Raw genomic sequence first — 19,680 nt, forward strand, 5'->3', positions numbered from 1 at the left:
CCACGGAGGCCGCTCAAAAGCCATGCCGCGAAGGGCGTGCGGGCTATGGCATTGGGTTCATGAGGAACGGATGGTCGACTCGGCGTCGCTCGTCAGCACCGTCATCGGTCCCGCGCTCAACGCGGCCGAGATGATCGCGAGGCGATCGGCCGGGCAATCGACCAGATCGACGCTCAGCGACTCGCGTCCGCCCGCGGTGCTCACGTGCGCGGACCAGCCGCACACTTGCGCATGATGTTCGATCAGGCTCTTCCAGACTGCGACGACTCGCAGTGATCCCGGGCTTGCATAAACAGTCAGACGTTTCACGTTCATGGCTTTCATACGGCATCGCGCCGCGCCTCGGGTCCGGATCTCAACGTTTGATAATGGTATGTAGGTTGAGGTTAGACGTGTGAACTTTCAAAGCAAAGCACATGCCCCTGTCCGTAACCGGTCTGTTACGGACAGGGGCATGTGCGCGCACGTCAGGGCTATCTGGCGCTTTCCACACAATCGGCCGTGCGAAACGCGCCGTGCGGAATGCCCGAACGGCGATGCGGTAAGAACGGTACGAAACAGATCGGCAGGTATTTTCTACATCGCGGGCGTGTCCGCGCGAATGCGCATCACGGTCTGGCGCGAAGTGCCGAAGCGTCGCGCGACTTCGCTGACCGACTGTCCTCTGCCGAGGGATTGCAGCACGCGTTGGCGCTGTTGTTCGGACAGCGACGGCGGCCTGCCTGTGTGTTTGCCGCTAGCGCGAACGGCCGCGAGACTATCGCGGCTGCGCAGGCTGCGGCACGCGGCATCGAGCCGTACCAGCGCGCGCAGCGCCTTCACCGCGGACGGCTCGGGACGTCCGGCCAGATCGGTATGGCCGACTTCGACGCAACGCAGCGCCGCGCCGGCCTTCCGGCACTGCATCACGGTGGCGAGAATGTCGCGCGCATTGCAGCCGAGCGCAGCCAGCTCGAGCACGACGAGCGTGTCGCGCGGCGCGATGCGCCGGATCAGACTCTGCAGTTCGGGGCGTTCGCGTCCCTGTGTGTAGGTCGGCAAATCCTCGACCACGAGCCGCGCGAGCGTGACCATATAGCCCGCCTTGTCGAGCCGGATCAGCGCCTGCTCATGGCGAAGCGCATCGTGCGCGCCGAACAGATAGATGTGTAGTTTTTCCACGTCGCCTTCGTAGTCACGATCCGCCATTCGCGGCGCTGTTTCACTTGGAATTCCGTTAGTGCGAGCGACGACGCTTGCACACGCCGTCACTCATCGCGCTCAAGGTTGCCGCTGGCCGCCCTGATGCGTCGGAGGAGTCTGGTTCTGTTGCTGCTGTCCGCTGTCTCGGCCGGGTTGCGCCGGGTTCGACGGCTGTCGATTGGAATTCTTGTCCGAGGTCATGAGGTTCTCCTGTGTGAGATTGCGGGTGACCGTGGCTAACCACGGCCATCGTGACTAACTCGCAATCAGCGTTCCCGGTCGCTGCGCCGCCGCGTGAGACCGTTCGGCGCGGGCATGCAGGTGCCTCGCAATGAGGCTTCTGCTGTCGACGCAAGCGACCCGGAGAAGGAATTTTGGAAGTGTATCAATCGCGTTGAGCGTCCAATACGGTTGGCGTGGGTATTGGCGCGATTGAACTGTGATTGTGTGTGAGCAATGGACGCGCGGCATGTAGTGGCCGCGGAATCCGGCTGGCGGAAAGGAATGTAGCGCCTTGCTCAATGCCCGGCGCAAAGAGGCGGTCCGGAGACGAGCCGCCGCGAAGAAAGCGACGGCTCGCTCGCCCTTTACTGAACCTGGCTGCGCAGCGTCTTCGCGGCGGCAACCATGTTCGTCAGCGCGGGAATCACTTCAGCCCACTGGCGTGTCTTCAGGCCACAGTCCGGGTTCACCCATAGACGCTGTGCTGGAATGCGCTCGGCCGCCTTTTGCATCAATTGCACGATGTGCTGCTGCGTGGGGATGTTCGGCGAGTGAATGTCATAGACGCCAGGGCCGATCTCGTTCGGGTAGTTGAAGTCGTCGAACGCGGCGAGCAGCTCCATGTCCGAGCGCGAGGTCTCGATCGTGATGACGTCCGCATCCATACCGGCGATCGACGCGATAATGTCGTTGAACTCCGAATAGCACATATGCGTGTGGATCTGCGTTTCGTCACGCACGCCGTTCGCGGTGATCCGGAACGACTCGACCGCCCAGCGCAGATACTCACCCCATTGCGCGCGACGCAGCGGCAGGCCCTCGCGCAGCGCGGCTTCGTCGATCTGCACGACGCGTACGCCGGCCTTTTCCAGGTCGAGCACTTCTTCGCGGATCGCCAGTGCGAGCTGGTAGCACGACACCGAACGCGGCTGGTCGTCGCGCACGAACGACCAGTTGAGAATCGTCACCGGGCCGGTCAGCATGCCCTTCATCGGCTTGTTCGTCAGCGACTGCGCGTAGCTGATCCATTCGACCGTCATCGCCCGCGGCCGGCTGATGTCGCCGAACAGGATAGGCGGCTTCACGCAGCGCGAACCATACGACTGCACCCAGCCGAACTGGCTGAACGCGTAGCCGTCGAGTTGCTCGCCGAAGTATTCGACCATGTCGTTGCGTTCGGCTTCGCCATGCACGAGCACATCGAGGCCCAGCGCTTCCTGTTCGCGCACGCTGCGCTCGATTTCCCGCCGCATCGCGTTCCGATAGCCTTCCCGATCGAGCGCGCCGCTCCTGAATTGGCTGCGAGCGTGGCGGATTTGCGCCGTTTGCGGAAACGAGCCGATCGTCGTGGTCGGGTATGCGGGTAGTTCGAGCAGCGCGGCCTGCTTCGCCGCGCGCTCGGCATAGGCATGCTGGCGATTGCCGAGATTCGCATCGATGCGCGCGAGCGCGGCCTTCACCGCCGGCTTGTTCACGCGCGGCGACTCGCGACGCGCGGCAATCGCGGCCGCATTGGCGGCGAGCTCATTGGCGACCATGTCGCGGCCGCCGTTCAGCGCGGTGGCGAGCACCTTCAGCTCGTCGAGTTTTTGCAGCGCGAACGCGAGCCAGGAGCGGATTTCCGCATCGAGCTTCTCTTCGCTCGCGAGATCGACCGGCACGTGCAGCAGCGAGCACGACGGCGCGAGCCACAAGCGATCGCCGAGTTGGCGCGCGAGCGGCGTGAGCCAATCGAGCGCGGCGTTCAGGTCGGTCTTCCAGATGTTGCGGCCATTGATCGCGCCGACCGACAGCACACTGTCCGGGGGCAGCTTGCGCGCGGCGAGCGCGACTTCGTCGCGTGCGTTGATTGCGTCGATGTGCAAACCGTCGACGGGCAAGCCGCACGCGAGTTCGAGGTTCTCTTTCAGCTGGCCGAAATAGGTAGCGAGCAGCAGCTTGACGCCCCGTTCCTCGAAGCCTTGATACGCGGTCACGAACGCGTCGCGCCATGCCGGATCGAGTTCGGTGACGAGCACCGGCTCGTCGATCTGCACCCACTCGACATCCATCACCTTGAAATAGTCGAGCAACGCGCGATAGACGGGCATGATGCGAGCCAACAGCGCGAGTTTGTCGGAGTCGTCCTTCGCCTTGCCCAGCCATAGATAGGTGATCGGGCCAATGATCACCGGCTTCGCCTTGACGCCCTGCTCACGCGCTTCACGCAGCTGTTCGAGGAAGCCGGACGTGTCGAGGTTGAACGTCGTATCGGCGGTGAATTCGGGGACGATGTAGTGGTAGTTGGTATCGAACCACTTCGTCATTTCGCCGGCCGCGACGCCGCCGCAGCAGGCGGCGTGCTCTTCGGCACCCTGCGCCGAACGGCCGCGCGCGACGCGGAAGTAGTTGTCGAGCTTGTCGCCATGAAAGCCCTGCACGCGTGCCGGCAGATTGCCGAGCGTGAAGCTCATGTCCAGCACCTGGTCGTAGAACGCGAAATCGCCGACCGGTGCGAGATCGAGTTCTTTCTGGTCGTTCCAGTGACGCGCGCGCAGTTGGGCGCCTAGTGCCTTCAGTTCGTCGCGCGACGACTCGCCCTTCCAGTAGCGTTCGAGGCCGAACTTCAGTTCGCGTTTTGCGCCGATGCGCGGGAAGCCGAGATTATGTGTCGTGACCATGGAGGCTGCCTTCCGATGAAAAAATGCAAGGAACGATGTAAGGACTGGCAGCCATGATAGGGGCATCGTTCCATGAAGAAAAATGGCATTATTTCATTTATTCATTAGTTTTGTTCATTCGAGGTGACGAGTCGCGCGTTGCATCGCGGATGTGCAATGCCATGTTTTTTCGGCCATCACGCGTCGACAATCACTTCGAAACCGCCATAGATTAGCCGCTGGCCATCAAAAGGCATCGGGTCTTTATCTGGTTGCAGCCGCGGATCGGCCATTACCGCTTTCATTCCTTCGTCTCGCGACTGATGCGACGGCCAGACGACCCAGGAGAACACCACCGTCTCATCATCCTTGCGCTTGATCGCCATTGGAAACGACGTCACCTTGCCCTCCGGCACGTCATCTCCCCAGCATTCGACCACCTTCAACGCGCCGTGCTCCTTGAAGACGGCCGCCGCTCTTTCGGCGAACTGTCTGTAAACTTCGCGGTTGGCTGTAGGCACGGGGACAACAAATCCATCGACGTAAGTCATTCGCAAACTCCTTTTTCCCATACGGACTATAGGTGCCGGTCGGCAACGCATAGCGACGCGACCGCCCATACGCACGACGAGCGGGGAGTCAAGAAATCGACAATAGATACCGATTGCCGGCAATACTGCCTACCGTGTCGAATGTCTCAAGGTGGCCGTTCCCGGCTTCCTTCCGGGTTTTTGCCCTCCTTTAACGAGATGCCGGGGTGCTGGGCGAAAAACAGACCAGGTGAATGGAGGCAATCGCTGGCTGTCCCGCCACTGGGCGGGCGGTAACTAGCAGCTAGCAGTCAATGGGTTAATGGCTCACCTGCCAGCGTAGGACCGGGTGACTCGTGCCGGCCGGAATGACCCACGCGCCGGTCGGTCCAAAGTCCCAGCCGACGAAGCTGGCCGGATCGCTCATCTGCGCGGTAGTGAGACCGTTGGATGCCGGCAGTTGCGGACCGGTGCCCGCGCTGACGCTGCGGGTCGTGGTCTGTTTGTCCCAGTAGACGTTGGACGCGAGCGGCACTCCAGCCGGTGAGCCCTGGACGGCGACGATGCCGCCATAAGTGCCATAATCCGGGCCCTGGAAGCTTGGTCCTAAGACTGCGCCCGACGCAAACGACTGCTCGATGAGGCCGTTATTTGAAAGAGCCAGTCCCCCAGCGCTGAATGGGCCGTACACTTGCCCCGTTGCATACGACTGCGAAATCGTTCCGTCGTTAGCGCCGACCAGACCGCCACCGGAGCCATGATTGCCGCCGCTCACCGGCCCTGTCGCATAAGATTGCACGATCGTACCGCCGTTGCCGCCGACGAGGCCGCCGAGGAGGCCGGCAGAACCGACGAACGCGCTGCTCCACGAGCGCACGATCAGGCCGTCGTTGCGTCCCACCAGGCCGCCGAGCAACGCACCTTCGAACGCGCCGGAGCCGCGGCGGCCGGTAGTATAGGCGTAGGTAATCAAGCCCTGATTCTCGCCGGCCAAAATGCCAAGCGGGATCCCGCCCGGGAAATAGATATTGGTCGCGACCGTGGCGTTGGTCATCCCGACATTCCGCACGACACCGGTCGGCCCGATCGCGCCGAACAGTCCCATCGCCGGCTGCTCGGTGGAGCTCTGATCGAGCTGCATGAACCTGTCGATCACGTGGCCCATCCCGTCGAACTGGCCGGAAAACGGCGTGGTCGCATTGCCGAGCGAAGAGAAAGCGAAAGACGTATCGGTCGCACTGGCGTCGAGGTCTTTGCCGAGCGCATATGCGCCCCCGAGATCGAGCGCGATGTTCTGTAAATCGCCAACCGAATTGACCAGTTTGTAGCCGGTCACCTGGGTGATGAGACCGCTATACGGAGCTGCTGTCCATGCGCTGTTCGCCACGATCGTGCCGGGGCTGTAACTCCCGTTCATGTCATAGAGCGCGCTGACGATGCCGGTACTTTTCGACCAGTCGATGGTCCCATCGCTGGTCATGCTGCCGCCGTTGTCGATGCCTGACGCGTCGGCCCGTAAGGTCAGGTTGCCCGTACCGTTGTTCGCGATGGTCGTACCCGACGTCACCGAGACGTGGCGGTACGCCGCGAGCGCGAGCGAAGCCGGACCTGACCAGCGCAGGCTCGACGCGACGCCCAGGTCGCCCGTCGCGCCGTTGGCGCCCGTCGTGGTGATATTGACCGAGGTGCCGTCGTTCAGGCTGCGGCGCAACGCGTGCGCGGCGGCATCATCGATCGTGAAGGCGGGGATCGAGACATTCCATTGGCCTGCATCGACCACTGTGTGCTTGCCGAACGTCAGTTGTGCCGCCTGTGTATCGACCGTTCCGCCGCTGCCGTCCGCGTTGCTTGCGGCGATCCTGCCGAGTTGGTCCACGCGGCCGCTGTCGGCCACCAGCCACACATGGCCATCGCGGCTGGCCGTGCCCGTCGCGCGGATGCGCGTGCCGCTGCCTGCGAGCGCATAGACGTTGCCGTCGGCGGCCTGCAGGCTGACCTGCGCGGCGGTTATCCGCCCGTTGTTGACGACCGTGCCCTGACTGCCCGTCTGAACGAACACCTGCCGGCTGCCCGCGGAGTCCTGCAACAGCAACTGGCCCCCTGTTGCCAGCTCCGCCGTGCCGTTGGGCGCTGCCACGGTGCCGGCGTTGATGACTGCGTGTCGCGCAATCAGGAACACATCGCCGCCGCTCGAACTGATCCTCCCAAGGTTGATCACGCCTGCATCGGAGTCGCCCGCAAGTGTGAGCGTGCTGCTGGCGCTCATGAATGCACTGTTGCAGACATCGAGGGTGGACGCGACGAAGCGGCCACCCGTGCTGATCACACCCGACGGACCCACGACGATGCCTTGCGGATTGATCAGATACAGGCTGCCTGTTGCACTGAGCATGCCGAGAATGGCCGAGGGCGAGCCACCCGTCACGCGGTTCAGGGTTGCGCCCGTGCCGTTGTCGAACGTCACGCTGTTGTGCCTGCCGATCGAGAAACTGTTCCAGTCGATCACGCCGCGCGTCGAACCCGGCTGCGTGATCAAAAGACCGTTGCCCTGGCTAGCTATCGTGCCCGTACCGGCGGTATATGTGCCGCCTTGCGGAAGGCGACCCGCGCCGAACGCAACAGGTGTCAGGGACAGTCCAGTCAGCGCAATGCCGACGGCAAGCCAGATGTGTCCGCGCGAGTGCTGTCGACACAGCGCGCGTCGCGGGGGCCAAGGTAGTTTCGAATGTGACATACAGCCCCCTTTCCGCTGCGTGCGGAATGGCTGCCGACGACCCGCAGAGCCGACCGGAAACGCATGAGTCGCCGTGTCTGAAGAATAGCAATCGGCGTCGCGAATGCATGCCGATATCTCAACGTTTTGCGCCGTCCAGTGCGGACTTTTGCCATCTCCTGGTGCCGCCCACACGCAAAGCGGCCGTTCAGCCAGGCTCCGCCGGGCGCTTTGTTATCGAAATGCCTGCCGGATCCCCAGCGCAATCATGAGCCCTCCACATGTGAGGTCGATCCATGCCTTCGCGCGACGATACGCCGTCGCAATCACCGTGTGCGATAGAACGAGCGCGACTGCTCCGTACCAGCATGTCGCTGATGCACCGACAGTAGCAAGCATCGCGAAGAACGTCGGCATGGAAACGTGGGTGGGCACCGCTGAGGAAAACACCGCCGCATAAAAGGCGATGGACTTCGGGTTCGCGATATTTGTCGCGATACCTTGCAGGAACGCGGCACGAAACAGAGGCGCCTTCGTTGGGTGGCGCGCTCCTGATGGGGTTGCCCGTGCCGACACAACGAGCCGCAGCCCGAACCAGATCAGATAGGCCGCGCCAGCAAGCCTAACGCCGACGGCGAGCCACGGGAAAATAGCGAACACCATTCCGATGCCAAGGATGGCGCAAGTCGCCCAGAACAGATTCACCGTCACGATTCCGGCGACAAGCGCGAGCGCATCGGAGCGTCTGCCGGCGACCGCCTTGTGAGTGACTGCGACGAAGTTCGGCCCGGGTATGACGACACCCGCCGCATACACAGAAAAGACTATCGCGATAGCAGACCAATCAACCATTGGCAGCCTCAGTGAAAAGTGGCTGTACACAACGTGGGGTTGCTTCATCGGCTAGTATTCTGAAGCAATTCACGACTGCCCGCTGCTGGCCGACTCCGGAAGCAGCAGACCAAACGCTCAATCGCTGGACGTGCGATTCGTACGCTCGCAAACATGGCGTCACTGAACTCCAACCTTGTTCGCACCCAACCCCACGCGATGCAAGGCTCCGCCCAGATCCAACATCTCAAGGCAAACACAGCCGCGGATGCAAAGTTGAGCGCTTTCTAGTCCTGGTGAGGGTGGAAGGAACCGAAGGCCGGTGAGGCCGCAATCTCTTGCTTGCGATATGCGCTTCCGAGTCCCGAGTGCAAAGTGCCGGAGTTCCTTAAACCAGCTCGCCCCCCGTTGCCAAGGGGCACAGGCTCTGCGATATTGAGCACCATTTCAATCCGAGGGAAGCATGGTCACTGTCAAGACAAAAGACTGGGGATTGCAGTTCAAGCACCTGGAGGCGCACATTGGTAACGTCGCCGCAGCCGTGAAGCAGCATGAGGCTGACCTCAAGGATGAATTGTCCAAAGTGGCGGCAGGAGGCGGGCAGCATGCCTATGCACGGCACGGCTGGCAGACGGGCTGGCAGGCGCAGATGGTGCGCGCGGTTGCGGGAAAAACACCAGATCAAGCCTTTGATCCCTATGGCTGCAATCCCGAGATTCGTACCTGGGGTCGAGTCATGATCGCAGACCCCGCTGGTCTGGTGATCGGACACTACGGACTCGGTGCCGATGGTCGTCGCGTAGTGGCACCGGTTCAACCCACCTTCACGCCCCTGCCTGATACGGCAGCTCCCCCGAAGGGGGCATCCGCAGGCCACTTCATTTCGCCCATGGCCCAGCACCTGGCGATGACCTCCAGCAAGACCAAACTGAAGGCCTGGGGAGTTTGGACACGTGCGCAGCGGAAAAAGGGTACTTCGACAGCATTCCACGGCGTTCGGCGTGTTGCCTTGACAGTGAAAGGCCCCGGTCCCCTGCTTGGCTTGGGCTTCAATCTCCCGAAAACGGCAACGCCCCGATCCGAAGAAGAGGCCCGCTGGCTGCTGGAGGCATTCGAGCGACGCGCAACCTTCAAACAGGTGATGGATGGTTGTCCATTCAGCTCGGCGCAAGCGCGCAAATCTCTCCAGATTGCCCTGGAAACGCTGCACCACGGCTCTACGCTAGCGCTGCGATCGTTGAACCCTATCGCATTTCCCCAGCTATCCAGCTTTTTCGACGCTCTGGAACTCGAAGTCCAAGGCAGCTACGGTGTGCTCAGCGTCTGGGATCGCGTGGCATCTCCCACTGGCTGGAGCCTCGTGACAGCCTACGCCACGGGCGGCCCAACGCTTACGGAACAGATTGAACTCAGCGTGGACGGGAGCAGCAAGCCTGACGGGACCCTCACCGGCATGGTTTCCGACGGAGTGAAGACGAAAACCGGCACCGTTAAAGACGGCAAAGTTATCTTGACCTGACTGCCCCCCCGATGGTTTGAAGAGTGCCTTACCTACATGTCGGCGGATTCAGGCAAGTGCGTCCGGATCTCGCGTGACAGATGTTCAGGCAGTGGCTTGCGCGGTGCCTGTTCCGCGGCTGTGCGCGGCGTTGTGAATCGACCGTTTCCTGCGGTGTGAGTACTTGCGCGTCACGCTCACGCAGCGCCCTCTCCTGGCTGAGCAGCATGGCCTTCAGCGTTTCGACATCGGCGGGAAGTGGGTTCGCGCGCGTCATGCGGGCAGTTTACGCGCCGGCAACGGCGTTTACAACGCTGAGGTCGGTCGAGCCGTTCTCGTCGGTTGCCGCCAGTCGATGCCTTCCAGCAGCATTGATAGTTGCGCCGGGCTCAGGCTAATGACGCCGCCATCGGCTTGAGACCATACGAAGCACCCCTTCTCGAGTCGCTTCATCAGCAGGCACATGCCATCGCCGCTCCACCACAGCACTTTCAATAGATCGCCGCGTTTGCCACGAAACACGAAGACCTGCCCGCAGAACGGATCCGGTTCAAGCACCGTCTGCACCTTGGTGGCGAGACTGTTGAATCATGCCCGCATGCCTTCACGCCCGCAGCAAGCCACACACGCGTGCCGACAGGAAGACCGATCACGCATCAGTCTCCGCCGCGGCGCCCAACGTACGCAACACAACACGCAGCGTGGCTGCGTCGGGTGTGCCCTCGATACGCACGCGTGTAATACAGGCCGCAGGCACGCTACTTCGAACAATGTAGTCATTGCTCGCAGGTGAAATCGCCGAACCGAAAACCGAAACATGAGGGTCTGCTCTCGGGTCTGTTGCGGGTCTGAGCCGATCGCGTCAGGCAGTGTCGGTCAGGTAGGGTCATTCGCTCGTACCGCCGGTCGGACATTCGGACAGCGGCTCAGAATCTGCAAACGGTCACTCGTCGCACTCGGAGGCGACTGTCCGAACGACATGGAACCCGGCGCCCTAATGGGAGGCCCCCCGCTGACGCCACTACAACAGCAACGATGCTGGGGCACTTGGCCGGGAACGCCGGCACGAAGTTTTGGTGATCAATATTGAGGCAGAGGGTCTGGGCAAGAAACTACCCTACAGAATTGCCGTGCGGGTCGGCTAGCGCCGTCGCATGCCGCCGAAGCCGCGCATGCCACTGGACGCTCGAACGCCGCCGAAGCCACGAATGCCGCCGCTCGGGAAAGGTCCGCGGTGAAAGCCCGCGCCCACCGGGTTGCCGAAGTGGTTGTGATCCAGTTGATGGAAATGACGGAAGTGGTGGAAGTGATGGAAACGATCGACGAAGATGAAGCTCACACCCGCGCCGATGAAAATCGGCGGCCCCCACCACCACGGGTCAGGATATGGGTAGGCGGCAACCGAATACCACAACACCCCGCCATCGGGACTCTGCTCGAACTGCCATGTCCCGTCACTTTGCAGGCACGCGCGCCCGATGATCTGTTGCATCGAACCGTCGATGTTCGCCTGACCGGCGACCGCGCGGCAATTGGTGCTGTTGGCCTGTATGGGTAAGCCGTCATATGCTTGCGCGAACGCGGGGGCAGAAAAGCTGACGTAGACGAGTAACGCCCCAAAGCCAAGTATCTTGTCCATGATGGACTCTTGCATGTATCGCCGACGTTTCGACGCGCGAAGTCGTCGGCGTCGCCCGGCACATCGGCGTGCTTCACCAATTCAAACCGCCACGAAAAAACGCGCGGCCGATGACGTGTTGCCTCACGATTAAACGATGCAGCAAGCTGGGTTATTCCGGAACGAAAATCTGTCCGGCAGGGTCAGTTTATCCAGGTGATTCAATAGTTGAAGCCATCAAGCGAACTTCCGCACCGACCCGCTCGGAACATTCGACCCGGAAGGTTGACTACCGCCGATGGCACAAATCAGGCGGGACATCGATCGGGCCTGCGGTCTGTGAACGTCCTTTTTTCTCGTTGGGCTAAGAGCTAAGGCCCCCCGCCGTACGCGGGTCGCCGAGCACCGACAGGGCATCGTCGGTCGGAGTGCCGCGAACTCCGGTCGTCGCTGCAAATATGATGGCGACGGTGCGAGTTAACACAGAGATGAGTCTGTACGTACTTGCCTCCAGCATGAAGCGCGTTATTAAGCTCCTTGTTCACAACGGCTGATTGAGACGTAGCAAGGTAACGCCGCCAATTTGACGGCGCTGCCCCCACGCTGTGGCTTAGGACATCGTTGTATTGACGGTTCATGACAGATCTTAAGCGTTGAATGTGATTGAGAAGTCGCCTACAAATCGAACCGGAAAGCCAAAAATGCAACTCGAACCCCGAAAAGGCTCATTCGCGCGTGCGCTATGTGCAGAGCGTTACAGACGAATCTAATTGAAGGTAGAGCGGCTGTATAGCGCAGACATCCTCACGCGATCGACATTAATTATTTCGCTCTTCACTCTCCCGCGCAGGCGGCGTAGCAGGCTGTGATTGACCCGGTGCGACCAACATCGACGTCAAGCGAAACCGGCTTTACTTCTGGCTAACCCGTCATGCTGAACCACGCTGACGTGGCGGACGCCCAAATTGCGCAGCCAAAAGCAAGACGCTGGAAGAAACAGTGACCGCAGACTGCATCCGGATCGGGACCTTTCGCGTATATCCCAATGCAGAAGGGGAAGGTCGATGTCGGGTTGGCGATTCGTACCGTTGGTAGCCGCGCTTGTCCTGCTCTCAGGCGAGAGTTGGGCGAAACCGTATGTACCCGAAAGCGACGGCGTGGTGCTCGAACACCTTCCAGAGAAAAACGATCCGGCGCTTGCGCAACTGAAGCGCATGCGCGCGACGCTGATGATGAACCCGCGCGATCTCAACCTCGCAGTGTCCGTCGTGCGTCGCGCTCTCGAAGCGGGGCGCAGGCTGGGCGATCCGCGCTTCTTCGGCCAGGCGCAGGCCGCGCTGGCGCCGTGGTGGGACGCGGAGGATGTGCCGCCGACCGCGTTATTGCTGCGCGCGACGCTCAAGCAAAGCCAGCATGATTTCGAAGGCTCGCTTGCCGATCTGGATAGGTTGCTGGCCGCGCATCCAGCGCTCGCGCAGGCGCGACTGACGCGCGCCACAGTGCTCAGCGTGCGCGGGCGCTACGCGGACGCGCGGCACGATTGCGAGCAACTGAGGGGACTCGTTGCACCCATCGTCGTCATGGGGTGCGATGCGACACCGGCGAGCCTGACCGGCAACGCAGCGAGCGCCTACGGCGCGCTCGTGCAGGTGCTTGCGCAAGGTGCCGGCAGTCTCGATCTGCGCGAGTGGGCGTTGACGCTCGCCGCGGAAATTGCCGCTCGCCGCGGCGACTTCGATGCAGCCGAGCGACATTTCCGCGACGCACTTGCGCTCGACCCGCATGACGCTTATCTGCAGGGGGCATACGCCGATTTTCTGCTAGATCGCGGTCGTCCGCGAGAGTTGTTGCCACTTTTGCGTGATGCTGCAAAAAACGACATGCTGCTGCTTCGTTTAGTGCTGGCCGAGCAACAGCTGCCGGAATTGCGCGAGTCATTCGCTGCGCACCGTGAGGATCTTTCGGCGCGCTTTGACGCTGCGCGTCGCCGCGGGGATAGCGTGCATCGCAGGGAGGAGGCGCGCTTTCGTCTCACAGTGGAACATGACGCCAAAGCGGCACTCATTCTCGCGCGCGAAAACTGGTTGGTCCAACGCGAGCCGTCCGACCTGCGGATTCTGATCGAAGCCGCGCGCGCGGCCGGCGATGCTGATGCCCTAAAGAACGCATCCGATTGGGTCGCCGCAATGCATCTCGAAGATGTGGCGATCGCCACGCTGCTGCAGGTACGGCAATGAAACGGGTCCTCCTCGCCTTAATGCTCGCATTGCTGATAGCGCCCGCGTTTGCGCATAAGGCAAGCGACGCCTACCTCACGCTTGAGCGCAGCGGGCAAGCGCTGCGCGGTCAGTGGGATATCGCGCTACGCGATCTCGACAACGCGCTTGGGCTCGATGAGAACGGCGACGGGGACATCACGTGGGGAGAAGTACGTGCGCGAAAGCGCGATATCGCGGCATATGCGCTTGCACACCTCAAGGTGTCCTCTGCTGGCAAACTTTGTGCGCTCGAACCGGCTGGGCAACTGATCGACTCGCACACTGATGGCACCTACGCAGTGCTGACGTTCACAGGACAATGTCCGCGGGCGAGCCCAACACTTTCTATTGATTACCGGCTGTTCGAAGGCCTTGATCCCCAGCATCGGGGACTTCTCAACTTCGTCGAGAATGGCCAGAGCCGAAGCGTCATATTTAGCGCTGACGCGCCGCACCGCATTGTCGGTACCGATACCGGCGGGCCGTTGACGCAGTTCGCGATATATCTGAACGAAGGCGTATGGCACATCTGGACCGGATACGACCACATCCTGTTCCTGCTCTCGCTGCTGCTGCCTGCGGTGCTGATTCGTGAGGGGCGTGCATGGCAGCCGGGCGCATCGTTTCGCCAGGCACTCGTCGATGTCACCAAGGTTGTGACCGCATTTACGGTGGCGCACTCGATCACACTCACGCTGGCGGCGCTATCGATCGTCGTGCTGCCTTCGCGGCTCGTTGAATCGGGCATCGCCTTGTCGGTAGTGCTGGCGGCGCTAAATAACCTGTTTCCGCACGTGACGAACGGACGCTGGATGGCGGCGTTCGGTTTCGGCCTGCTGCACGGATTGGGTTTTGCAGGCGCGTTGCACGACCTCGGCTTGCCGGCAGGTTCGCTTGCGTTGTCGCTCGCGGGATTCAATCTTGGCGTCGAAGCAGGACAACTCGCCATCGTATTCGCTTATCTGCCACTGGCGTTCTCGTTGCGGGCAACCTGGACATACCGGCGCGTGGTACTTGCCGGCGGCTCAGCGGTGACCGCGACCATCGCCATGATCTGGCTAGTCGAGCGCGCACTTAACGTTGCCATATTTGGCTCGTTGGCCGCCACGTTATAACCTTGAAGGAGAACACCATGAGATCTGTTGCCCGCATCATGGCAGCCGTCGCGCTTTGCGCCGCGGCGCTTTGGAGCAGTGGAACACTCGCTGCCAGTCACCGCGAGGCCCCCCTGATTGCGAACGACCCGACCGCCGACAACACCGACTTTTACATGTTCCGGAGTTGGACGAACCCTAACAACGTCGTTTTCATTTTGAACGTGATTCCCATGCAGGACCCTGACGCCGGGCCGAACTATTTCAATTTCGGCGATGACGTGATTTATCGCATCAACGTCGACACCAATGGCAACGGCAGGGCCGACGACCTCGTCTATGAAATCCGCTTCAAGACCGAATTGCGCGGGGATCTGGCGAACCAACAGCTGCCGCTGTCATATGCCGCGCTACCGCCGATCACTGCGCTCGACGGCCCGGGCTCGGACGGTCTGATCCTGCGCCAGAGCTACACGGTGACGCAAGTGCGTCACGGCGAGCGCACCAATCTGGGTACCCAGACGATGTTCGCGGTCCCGTCCAACGTGGGACCGCTAACGATGCCCAATTACGAAGCCCTGGCCGCACAGGGTATCTACTTGCTGGCGAACGGCGGCAAGGTCTTTGCCGGCCAGCGCGGCGAGACGTTCTACATCGACCTGGGGGCAGTGTTCGACACTGTCAATCTGCGCCGCACGCCACCCGTGTTGACACCGGCGGAGGATGCCAACGATCACGTGAATCCTTTTGGCAATGACACGTTCTCCGGCTTCAACATCAGCTCCATTGCGATCGAAGTGCCAATCAGCACGGTGACGTCCAAACCCAATGCCGTAATCGGCGCGTACGTGTCCACATTGCGTCGGGAAGGCCGCGGAATGGACCGCGATGACGACAGAGCCGGACGTTGGGTGCAGGTGTCCCGCATGGGCAATCCACTCGTCAACGAATTGATCATTGGGACCGACACGAAAGACAAATGGAACGCGACCGATCCGGACGACGAAGCGCACTTCCTGGGTTTCTATCTCAACTCAAGGCTGGCGACTGCACTCAACCTGCGGTTCGGCTTGACGATTCCCACGACTAACCGGACCGATTTGGTCAACGTGCTTCTCAAGTATCCGTCCCAACCGCAGACTGGGACGTGCGGCGCACGCGATTGCTCGGAACTTCTGCGGCTCAATCTGGGTGTTTCTCCGACACCACCTGCGCAGCAGCGTCGCCTCTCAGTTCTTGCTGGGGACAACGCCGGCTGGCCCAATGGGCGGCGCCCGAATGACGACGTGACCGATATCGCACTGAGGGTCGTTGCGGGCCGCCTGACAGGCGCGCCGACGGGCAATCTGTTGCTGGGTGATGGCGTGAACTTCAACATCGGTGCCGAAGGCAGCAACTTGACCGCGAACGGCATCTACACGATCTTCCCCTACCTGCCGACACCGCACGCAGGGAGAAATCGCCGCCACATCGACTGCGGTGAAGCGGGTGCCAATCCCTGCTGAATGGTGATTGAGGTCCGCCGCGATCCGGCATAAGGTGTTCGCGGCGGTCGACAATTGCACAAAACATCACCAATGCTTAAGCAGAGAGACCTGGCAGGCACTGTGATCTGGAAGATCATGCGCGCGGCGAGTTCGCGCTGGCCCACAATTGACCGCGGCCGGGCAAGGCCACACCGGCCGTTCCAACGAGCGCCGTGACGGTCGGCGAAAAGTTCCTCCAGGCTCTTCGACTTACTCATCGCCGACTCTTCTATTCGTTCAGTTCAAGACGCTAACCGATTCGCTGGCGCGATTTGCAGCAGACGCGTCAGATCGGCCTCTCGGCAGTTCAGGACGCATACAAGCGGGTTTTCCGCTGAACGGACCGACACAAAATTTTGCGCTGCACATAAAAACTGAGCAAAAAGTACAGACAAACTGCCCCGTTTTGGTGTGGATGGCACTCCGGCCAGGTGCTAACTTGTGCTCGCTATCTGCCGGCAGGCAAAACTCGCCGCCCGATAACGCGGATTCGAACGAAAACCTACAAGGAGACAGCGGTGAAAAGGTTCCCCTATTGCACACTGTGTGCGCTGCTGAGCGCGAGCGTGCCGATCGTGTCGGTCGCGCAAACGTGCGACGTCCCAGTCCTCAAAGTGCTTGCGCAGAAGAGTCTCGGCCTGACCGTGATGGAAAAGTCCTTGCCGGACTACCAGAAGAAGACCGGCACGAAGATCGAAATCAGCTATTTCGGAGAGAACGACCGCCGCGCGAAATCGCGGCTCGACGCATCGACCGGCGCTGGGTCCTACCAGGTCTATTACGTGGATGAAGCAAACGTCTCCGAGTTCGCGACAGCGGGCTGGATCGTGCCCCTGCTGAAGTACTACCCCAAGGATGCCGATTACAACGATTTCCTCCCCGGACGCCGCGCCGTAGCGAGCTACAAGGGCGTCGCGTATTTCGCGCCCCTGATTGGCGGTTCCGATTTCCTCTTTTATCGCCGGGATATCCTCGACAAGGCACACATGCCCGTGCCGCGCACGCTCGACGAACTGGTTGCCGACATCAAGAAGCTGAACGCGCCGCCGAACCTCTACGGCTGGGTTGCGCGAGGCCAGCGCGGCTCTGGCATGAACGTCTGGCGCTGGGCGCCGTTCATGCTGGCTGAAGGCGGAACATGGACCGACAAGGAGCAGCAACCCGCGTTCAATTCGCCGTCCGCCGTCAAGGCCACGCAGCTTTACACGGACCTCTTCAAGTACGCACCGCCCGGCTCGACCACCTACGACTGGAGCAACGCACTCGAGGCATTCCGCTCCGGCAAGGTGGCGTTCATGATCGAGTCAACTCCGTTCGCCGACTGGATGGAAGACCCCACCAAGTCGAGTGTCGCTGACAAGGTCGGCTACGTCCGGCCGCCGGCACCGCTGCCCTCCGCTGCTTACGGGCATGGCCTGGCCATTTCCGCGGTTGGCGCGAAGGACGAATGCAGCCGGCAGGCCGCAGGCAAGTTCATCGCGTGGGCGACGAGCAAGGAACAGGAGCAGGCGCGTTTGCGCGAGAACGTGTTCAGCGACTACAACCGCACCAGCACGATCGAAAGCGACTACTTCCAGAAGCACGTCAAGCCGCAGATCCTCGCCGGATTGAAGGATACGACGCCGGTGTCGAAGGTCACGTTCTGGCCAAGCCCGCAATGGCCGGATATCGGCGACAACCTCGGCGTGGCGCTCGAGGAGATCTTTACGGGCACCCAAAAGGACATTCAGGGTGCGCTGAACGATTCGACCCAGTACGCGCAGGATGCCATGGAGCATGCGCGCAAGTGAGCAGCAGCACGGGGATGAACGCGAGGCGCGCGAATCCCCTCTGCGAACGGGAGCGGCAGCAGACGCTCCTGAGTGGTTCGATGCTGGAGATCTGAATGTTCAATCGCGGAAAGACTAGCCTTCCGTTCGTGTTTCTTGTACCGCCTCTCGTTGCGATGGCGGTGCTGGGATTCGTCCCGACCGTCGCGGCAATCAACCTCGCGCTCAGGAATCGCGTGCTGCGCTACCCGGATAGCGAACTGGTGTGGTTTCGCAATTTCGTGCGCCTTGCCGCCGACCGGCGCTTTATCAACTCCATTGAAGTTTCGTGATCTGGGAGATCGTCACGGTGCTCGGTGCGGTCGCGCTCGGCATCGTCGTTGCAATTTATCTGTTCGAGCACGTGCACGGCCAGTTGCGCAATGCCATCAGTGTTTTGTTGATCATTCCCGTGCTGTTGCCACGCGTTTCCGCGGCGTTTATCTGGAAGTTCATGTACTCGCCGCTGAATGGCATCCTCAGTTGGCTGGTCGGGCTGTTCGGTTTTACGAACACGGCCTTTCTCTCCGATCCGGGGCTCGCGCTCTATGCGGTCGCGCTGGTCGATGTCTGGCAATGGGGGCTGTTCTTCTCGGTGGTCGTGCTAAAGCTGCTCGAAACGCTGCCGCCCGAGCCGCTCGAGGCGGCACGGCTCGACTATGCGAGCACCTGGCAGGTCTACGCGTACATCGCGCTGCCGATGCTCAAGGCGCCGATCATGAGTCTCGTGTTCATCAAGATGGTGGAATCGCTGCGCTCGTTCGACCTGATCTACGTGATGACCAAAGGCGGCCCGGGCGTCTCCACCGAAACGCTGGACCTGTATGCATACTCCCAGGGGATCGGTCTCGCGGGAAAGGTGTCGTACGCATCGAGCATGGCGGTGTTGATGATGGCCGCAACAACCTTGATTTTCACGCTGATCTGGAAGCGGGTGAACAAATGGGAAGACTGATCTCCCGCAGTACGATCCTGTTGTTTGGCGTGGCGCTCGCCGTGGTCGCCGTGTTTCCCGTCGTTTGGGCGGTCCTCAATTCGCTGAAAAACCTGCTCGATATCGTCACACCCACGCCGCGTTTCATCTTTACGCCGACTCTGGACAATTACCGGCAGGTCATTTCAAGCCCGGAGGTGCTGATCGCGCTGGAGAACAGTTCCGTGATCGTGGGCACCGCGGTCGTGCTGGGCACGCTGCTCGGCGTGCCGGCGGCCTATGTGATCGCGCGTTTTCACGTTCCCGCAAAACGCGACATCCAGTTCTTTCTGTTGTCGCTGCGTTTCCTGCCGCCCGTGGCAATCGCGATTCCACTCATTGCGATCTGGGTAGACCTGGGTCTGTATGACACGCGTTTCTCGATGATCGTCACCTATCTGCTGACGACGTTGTCCACCATCACATGGCTGTCGATACCCGTATTCCATCGTATGCCGCGCGAGATCGAAGAGGCCGCCACGCTCGACGGCTATGGACCTTACGCGGTGTTCTGGCGCATTGCGTTGCCGACCTGTGGCAACACGCTGCTGGGCGGCATCATATTCAGTTTCGTGCTGGTCTGGAACGAACTGATGATAGGCCTCGCATTGACGTCCTCGCGCAGCGCCACCCTGCCCGTCGTGGCGTCTGCCTTTACGTCGCTCGGACAGGAGGTGCCGTGGGGCGTGATCAATGCGTCGACGGTCCTGCTCGCGCTGCCACCGATCATCTTCGTGGGCGTGCTGATCCGCTTGCTGAACTCAATGCTCAAAGGAAAATGAGGAGAA

At 61.3% G+C, this 19,680-nt stretch carries 14 protein-coding genes and 2 pseudogenes; 7 read left to right on the forward strand and 9 right to left on the reverse strand.

Annotated features, from left to right (window positions below; genetic code table 11):
• Nucleotides 1-57 precede the first annotated feature (57 nt).
• The 6 genes from AB3X89_RS16460 to AB3X89_RS16485 form a co-directional block, all read right to left on the reverse strand.
• Nucleotides 58-324 carry a hypothetical protein gene (locus AB3X89_RS16460; RefSeq protein WP_368584238.1) on the reverse strand — a complete coding sequence of 89 codons (267 nt, stop codon included), beginning with the start codon at nt 322-324 and terminating at the stop codon, nt 58-60.
• 252 nt (nt 325-576) lie between these two features.
• Nucleotides 577-1,161 (reverse strand): recombinase family protein, encoded by a 585-nt coding sequence (locus AB3X89_RS16465; RefSeq protein ID WP_368584239.1) that lies wholly within the window; start codon nt 1,159-1,161, stop codon nt 577-579.
• Between the two features lie 608 nt (nt 1,162-1,769).
• A complete protein-coding gene (metE, locus tag AB3X89_RS16470; RefSeq protein ID WP_368584240.1) occupies nt 1,770-4,064 on the reverse strand; it encodes a 5-methyltetrahydropteroyltriglutamate--homocysteine S-methyltransferase in 2,295 nt (764 codons plus the stop codon).
• Between the two features lie 176 nt (nt 4,065-4,240).
• Nucleotides 4,241-4,594, reverse strand: coding sequence for a DUF1428 domain-containing protein (locus AB3X89_RS16475; protein ID WP_008920469.1), 354 nt, complete (start codon nt 4,592-4,594; stop codon nt 4,241-4,243).
• A 298-nt stretch (nt 4,595-4,892) separates the two neighbouring features.
• Nucleotides 4,893-7,307, reverse strand: coding sequence for a filamentous hemagglutinin N-terminal domain-containing protein (locus AB3X89_RS16480; RefSeq protein WP_368584241.1), 2,415 nt, complete (start codon nt 7,305-7,307; stop codon nt 4,893-4,895).
• 213 nt (nt 7,308-7,520) lie between these two features.
• A complete protein-coding gene (locus tag AB3X89_RS16485; RefSeq protein WP_368584298.1) occupies nt 7,521-8,138 on the reverse strand; it encodes a LysE family translocator in 618 nt (205 codons plus the stop codon).
• Nucleotides 8,139-8,580: 442 nt separating this feature from the next.
• On the opposite strand from AB3X89_RS16485, the gene AB3X89_RS16490 reads away from it, so the two are divergent.
• Complete coding sequence (locus AB3X89_RS16490; protein ID WP_368584242.1) at nt 8,581-9,636, forward strand: hypothetical protein; 1,056 nt, start codon at nt 8,581-8,583, stop codon at nt 9,634-9,636.
• A 38-nt stretch (nt 9,637-9,674) separates the two neighbouring features.
• Here the strand turns inward: AB3X89_RS16490 and AB3X89_RS16495 are convergent.
• The 3 genes and pseudogenes from AB3X89_RS16495 to AB3X89_RS16505 all read right to left on the reverse strand — a co-directional run.
• A pseudogene (locus AB3X89_RS16495) lies at nt 9,675-9,892 on the reverse strand (IS66 family transposase); the annotation flags it as partial.
• Between the two features lie 29 nt (nt 9,893-9,921).
• The gene (tnpB, locus tag AB3X89_RS16500; protein ID WP_368584243.1) at nt 9,922-10,173 is read right to left on the reverse strand and encodes an IS66 family insertion sequence element accessory protein TnpB; all 252 of its coding nucleotides are present in this window, start codon (nt 10,171-10,173) and stop codon (nt 9,922-9,924) included.
• A gap of 583 nt (nt 10,174-10,756) precedes the next feature.
• Nucleotides 10,757-11,254 (reverse strand): hypothetical protein, encoded by a 498-nt coding sequence (locus AB3X89_RS16505; protein WP_368584244.1) that lies wholly within the window; start codon nt 11,252-11,254, stop codon nt 10,757-10,759.
• A 1,043-nt stretch (nt 11,255-12,297) separates the two neighbouring features.
• Between AB3X89_RS16505 and AB3X89_RS16510 the strand changes: the two genes are divergently transcribed.
• The 6 genes and pseudogenes from AB3X89_RS16510 to AB3X89_RS16535 all read left to right on the forward strand — a co-directional run bounded on the left by AB3X89_RS16510 (nt 12,298) and on the right by AB3X89_RS16535 (nt 19,674).
• Nucleotides 12,298-13,470: a tetratricopeptide repeat protein gene (locus tag AB3X89_RS16510; RefSeq protein ID WP_368584245.1), complete on the forward strand. Its 1,173-nt coding sequence runs from the start codon at nt 12,298-12,300 to the stop codon at nt 13,468-13,470.
• Entirely contained in the window at nt 13,407-14,606 is a 1,200-nt protein-coding gene (locus AB3X89_RS16515) for a HupE/UreJ family protein (RefSeq protein WP_368584246.1), read from the forward strand. Before AB3X89_RS16510 ends, AB3X89_RS16515 begins: the two co-directional genes overlap by 64 nt.
• A 17-nt stretch (nt 14,607-14,623) precedes the next feature.
• A complete protein-coding gene (locus AB3X89_RS16520; protein ID WP_368584247.1) occupies nt 14,624-16,090 on the forward strand; it encodes a DUF4331 domain-containing protein in 1,467 nt (488 codons plus the stop codon).
• 539 nt (nt 16,091-16,629) lie between these two features.
• A complete protein-coding gene (locus AB3X89_RS16525; protein WP_368584248.1) occupies nt 16,630-17,901 on the forward strand; it encodes a sugar ABC transporter substrate-binding protein in 1,272 nt (423 codons plus the stop codon).
• A gap of 95 nt (nt 17,902-17,996) precedes the next feature.
• Nucleotides 17,997-18,874, forward strand: a pseudogene (locus AB3X89_RS16530) (carbohydrate ABC transporter permease).
• Nucleotides 18,862-19,674, forward strand: a complete 813-nt coding sequence (locus AB3X89_RS16535) for a carbohydrate ABC transporter permease (protein ID WP_368584249.1) — start codon at nt 18,862-18,864, stop codon at nt 19,672-19,674. The pseudogene AB3X89_RS16530 and the gene AB3X89_RS16535 overlap by 13 nt, the downstream one beginning before the upstream one ends.
• Nucleotides 19,675-19,680 lie beyond the last annotated feature (6 nt).

Origin of the sequence: Paraburkholderia sp. BR14320 (genome assembly GCF_040948665.1) — a bacterium.
Taxonomy (GTDB): Bacteria; Pseudomonadota; Gammaproteobacteria; order Burkholderiales; family Burkholderiaceae; genus Paraburkholderia; species Paraburkholderia youngii.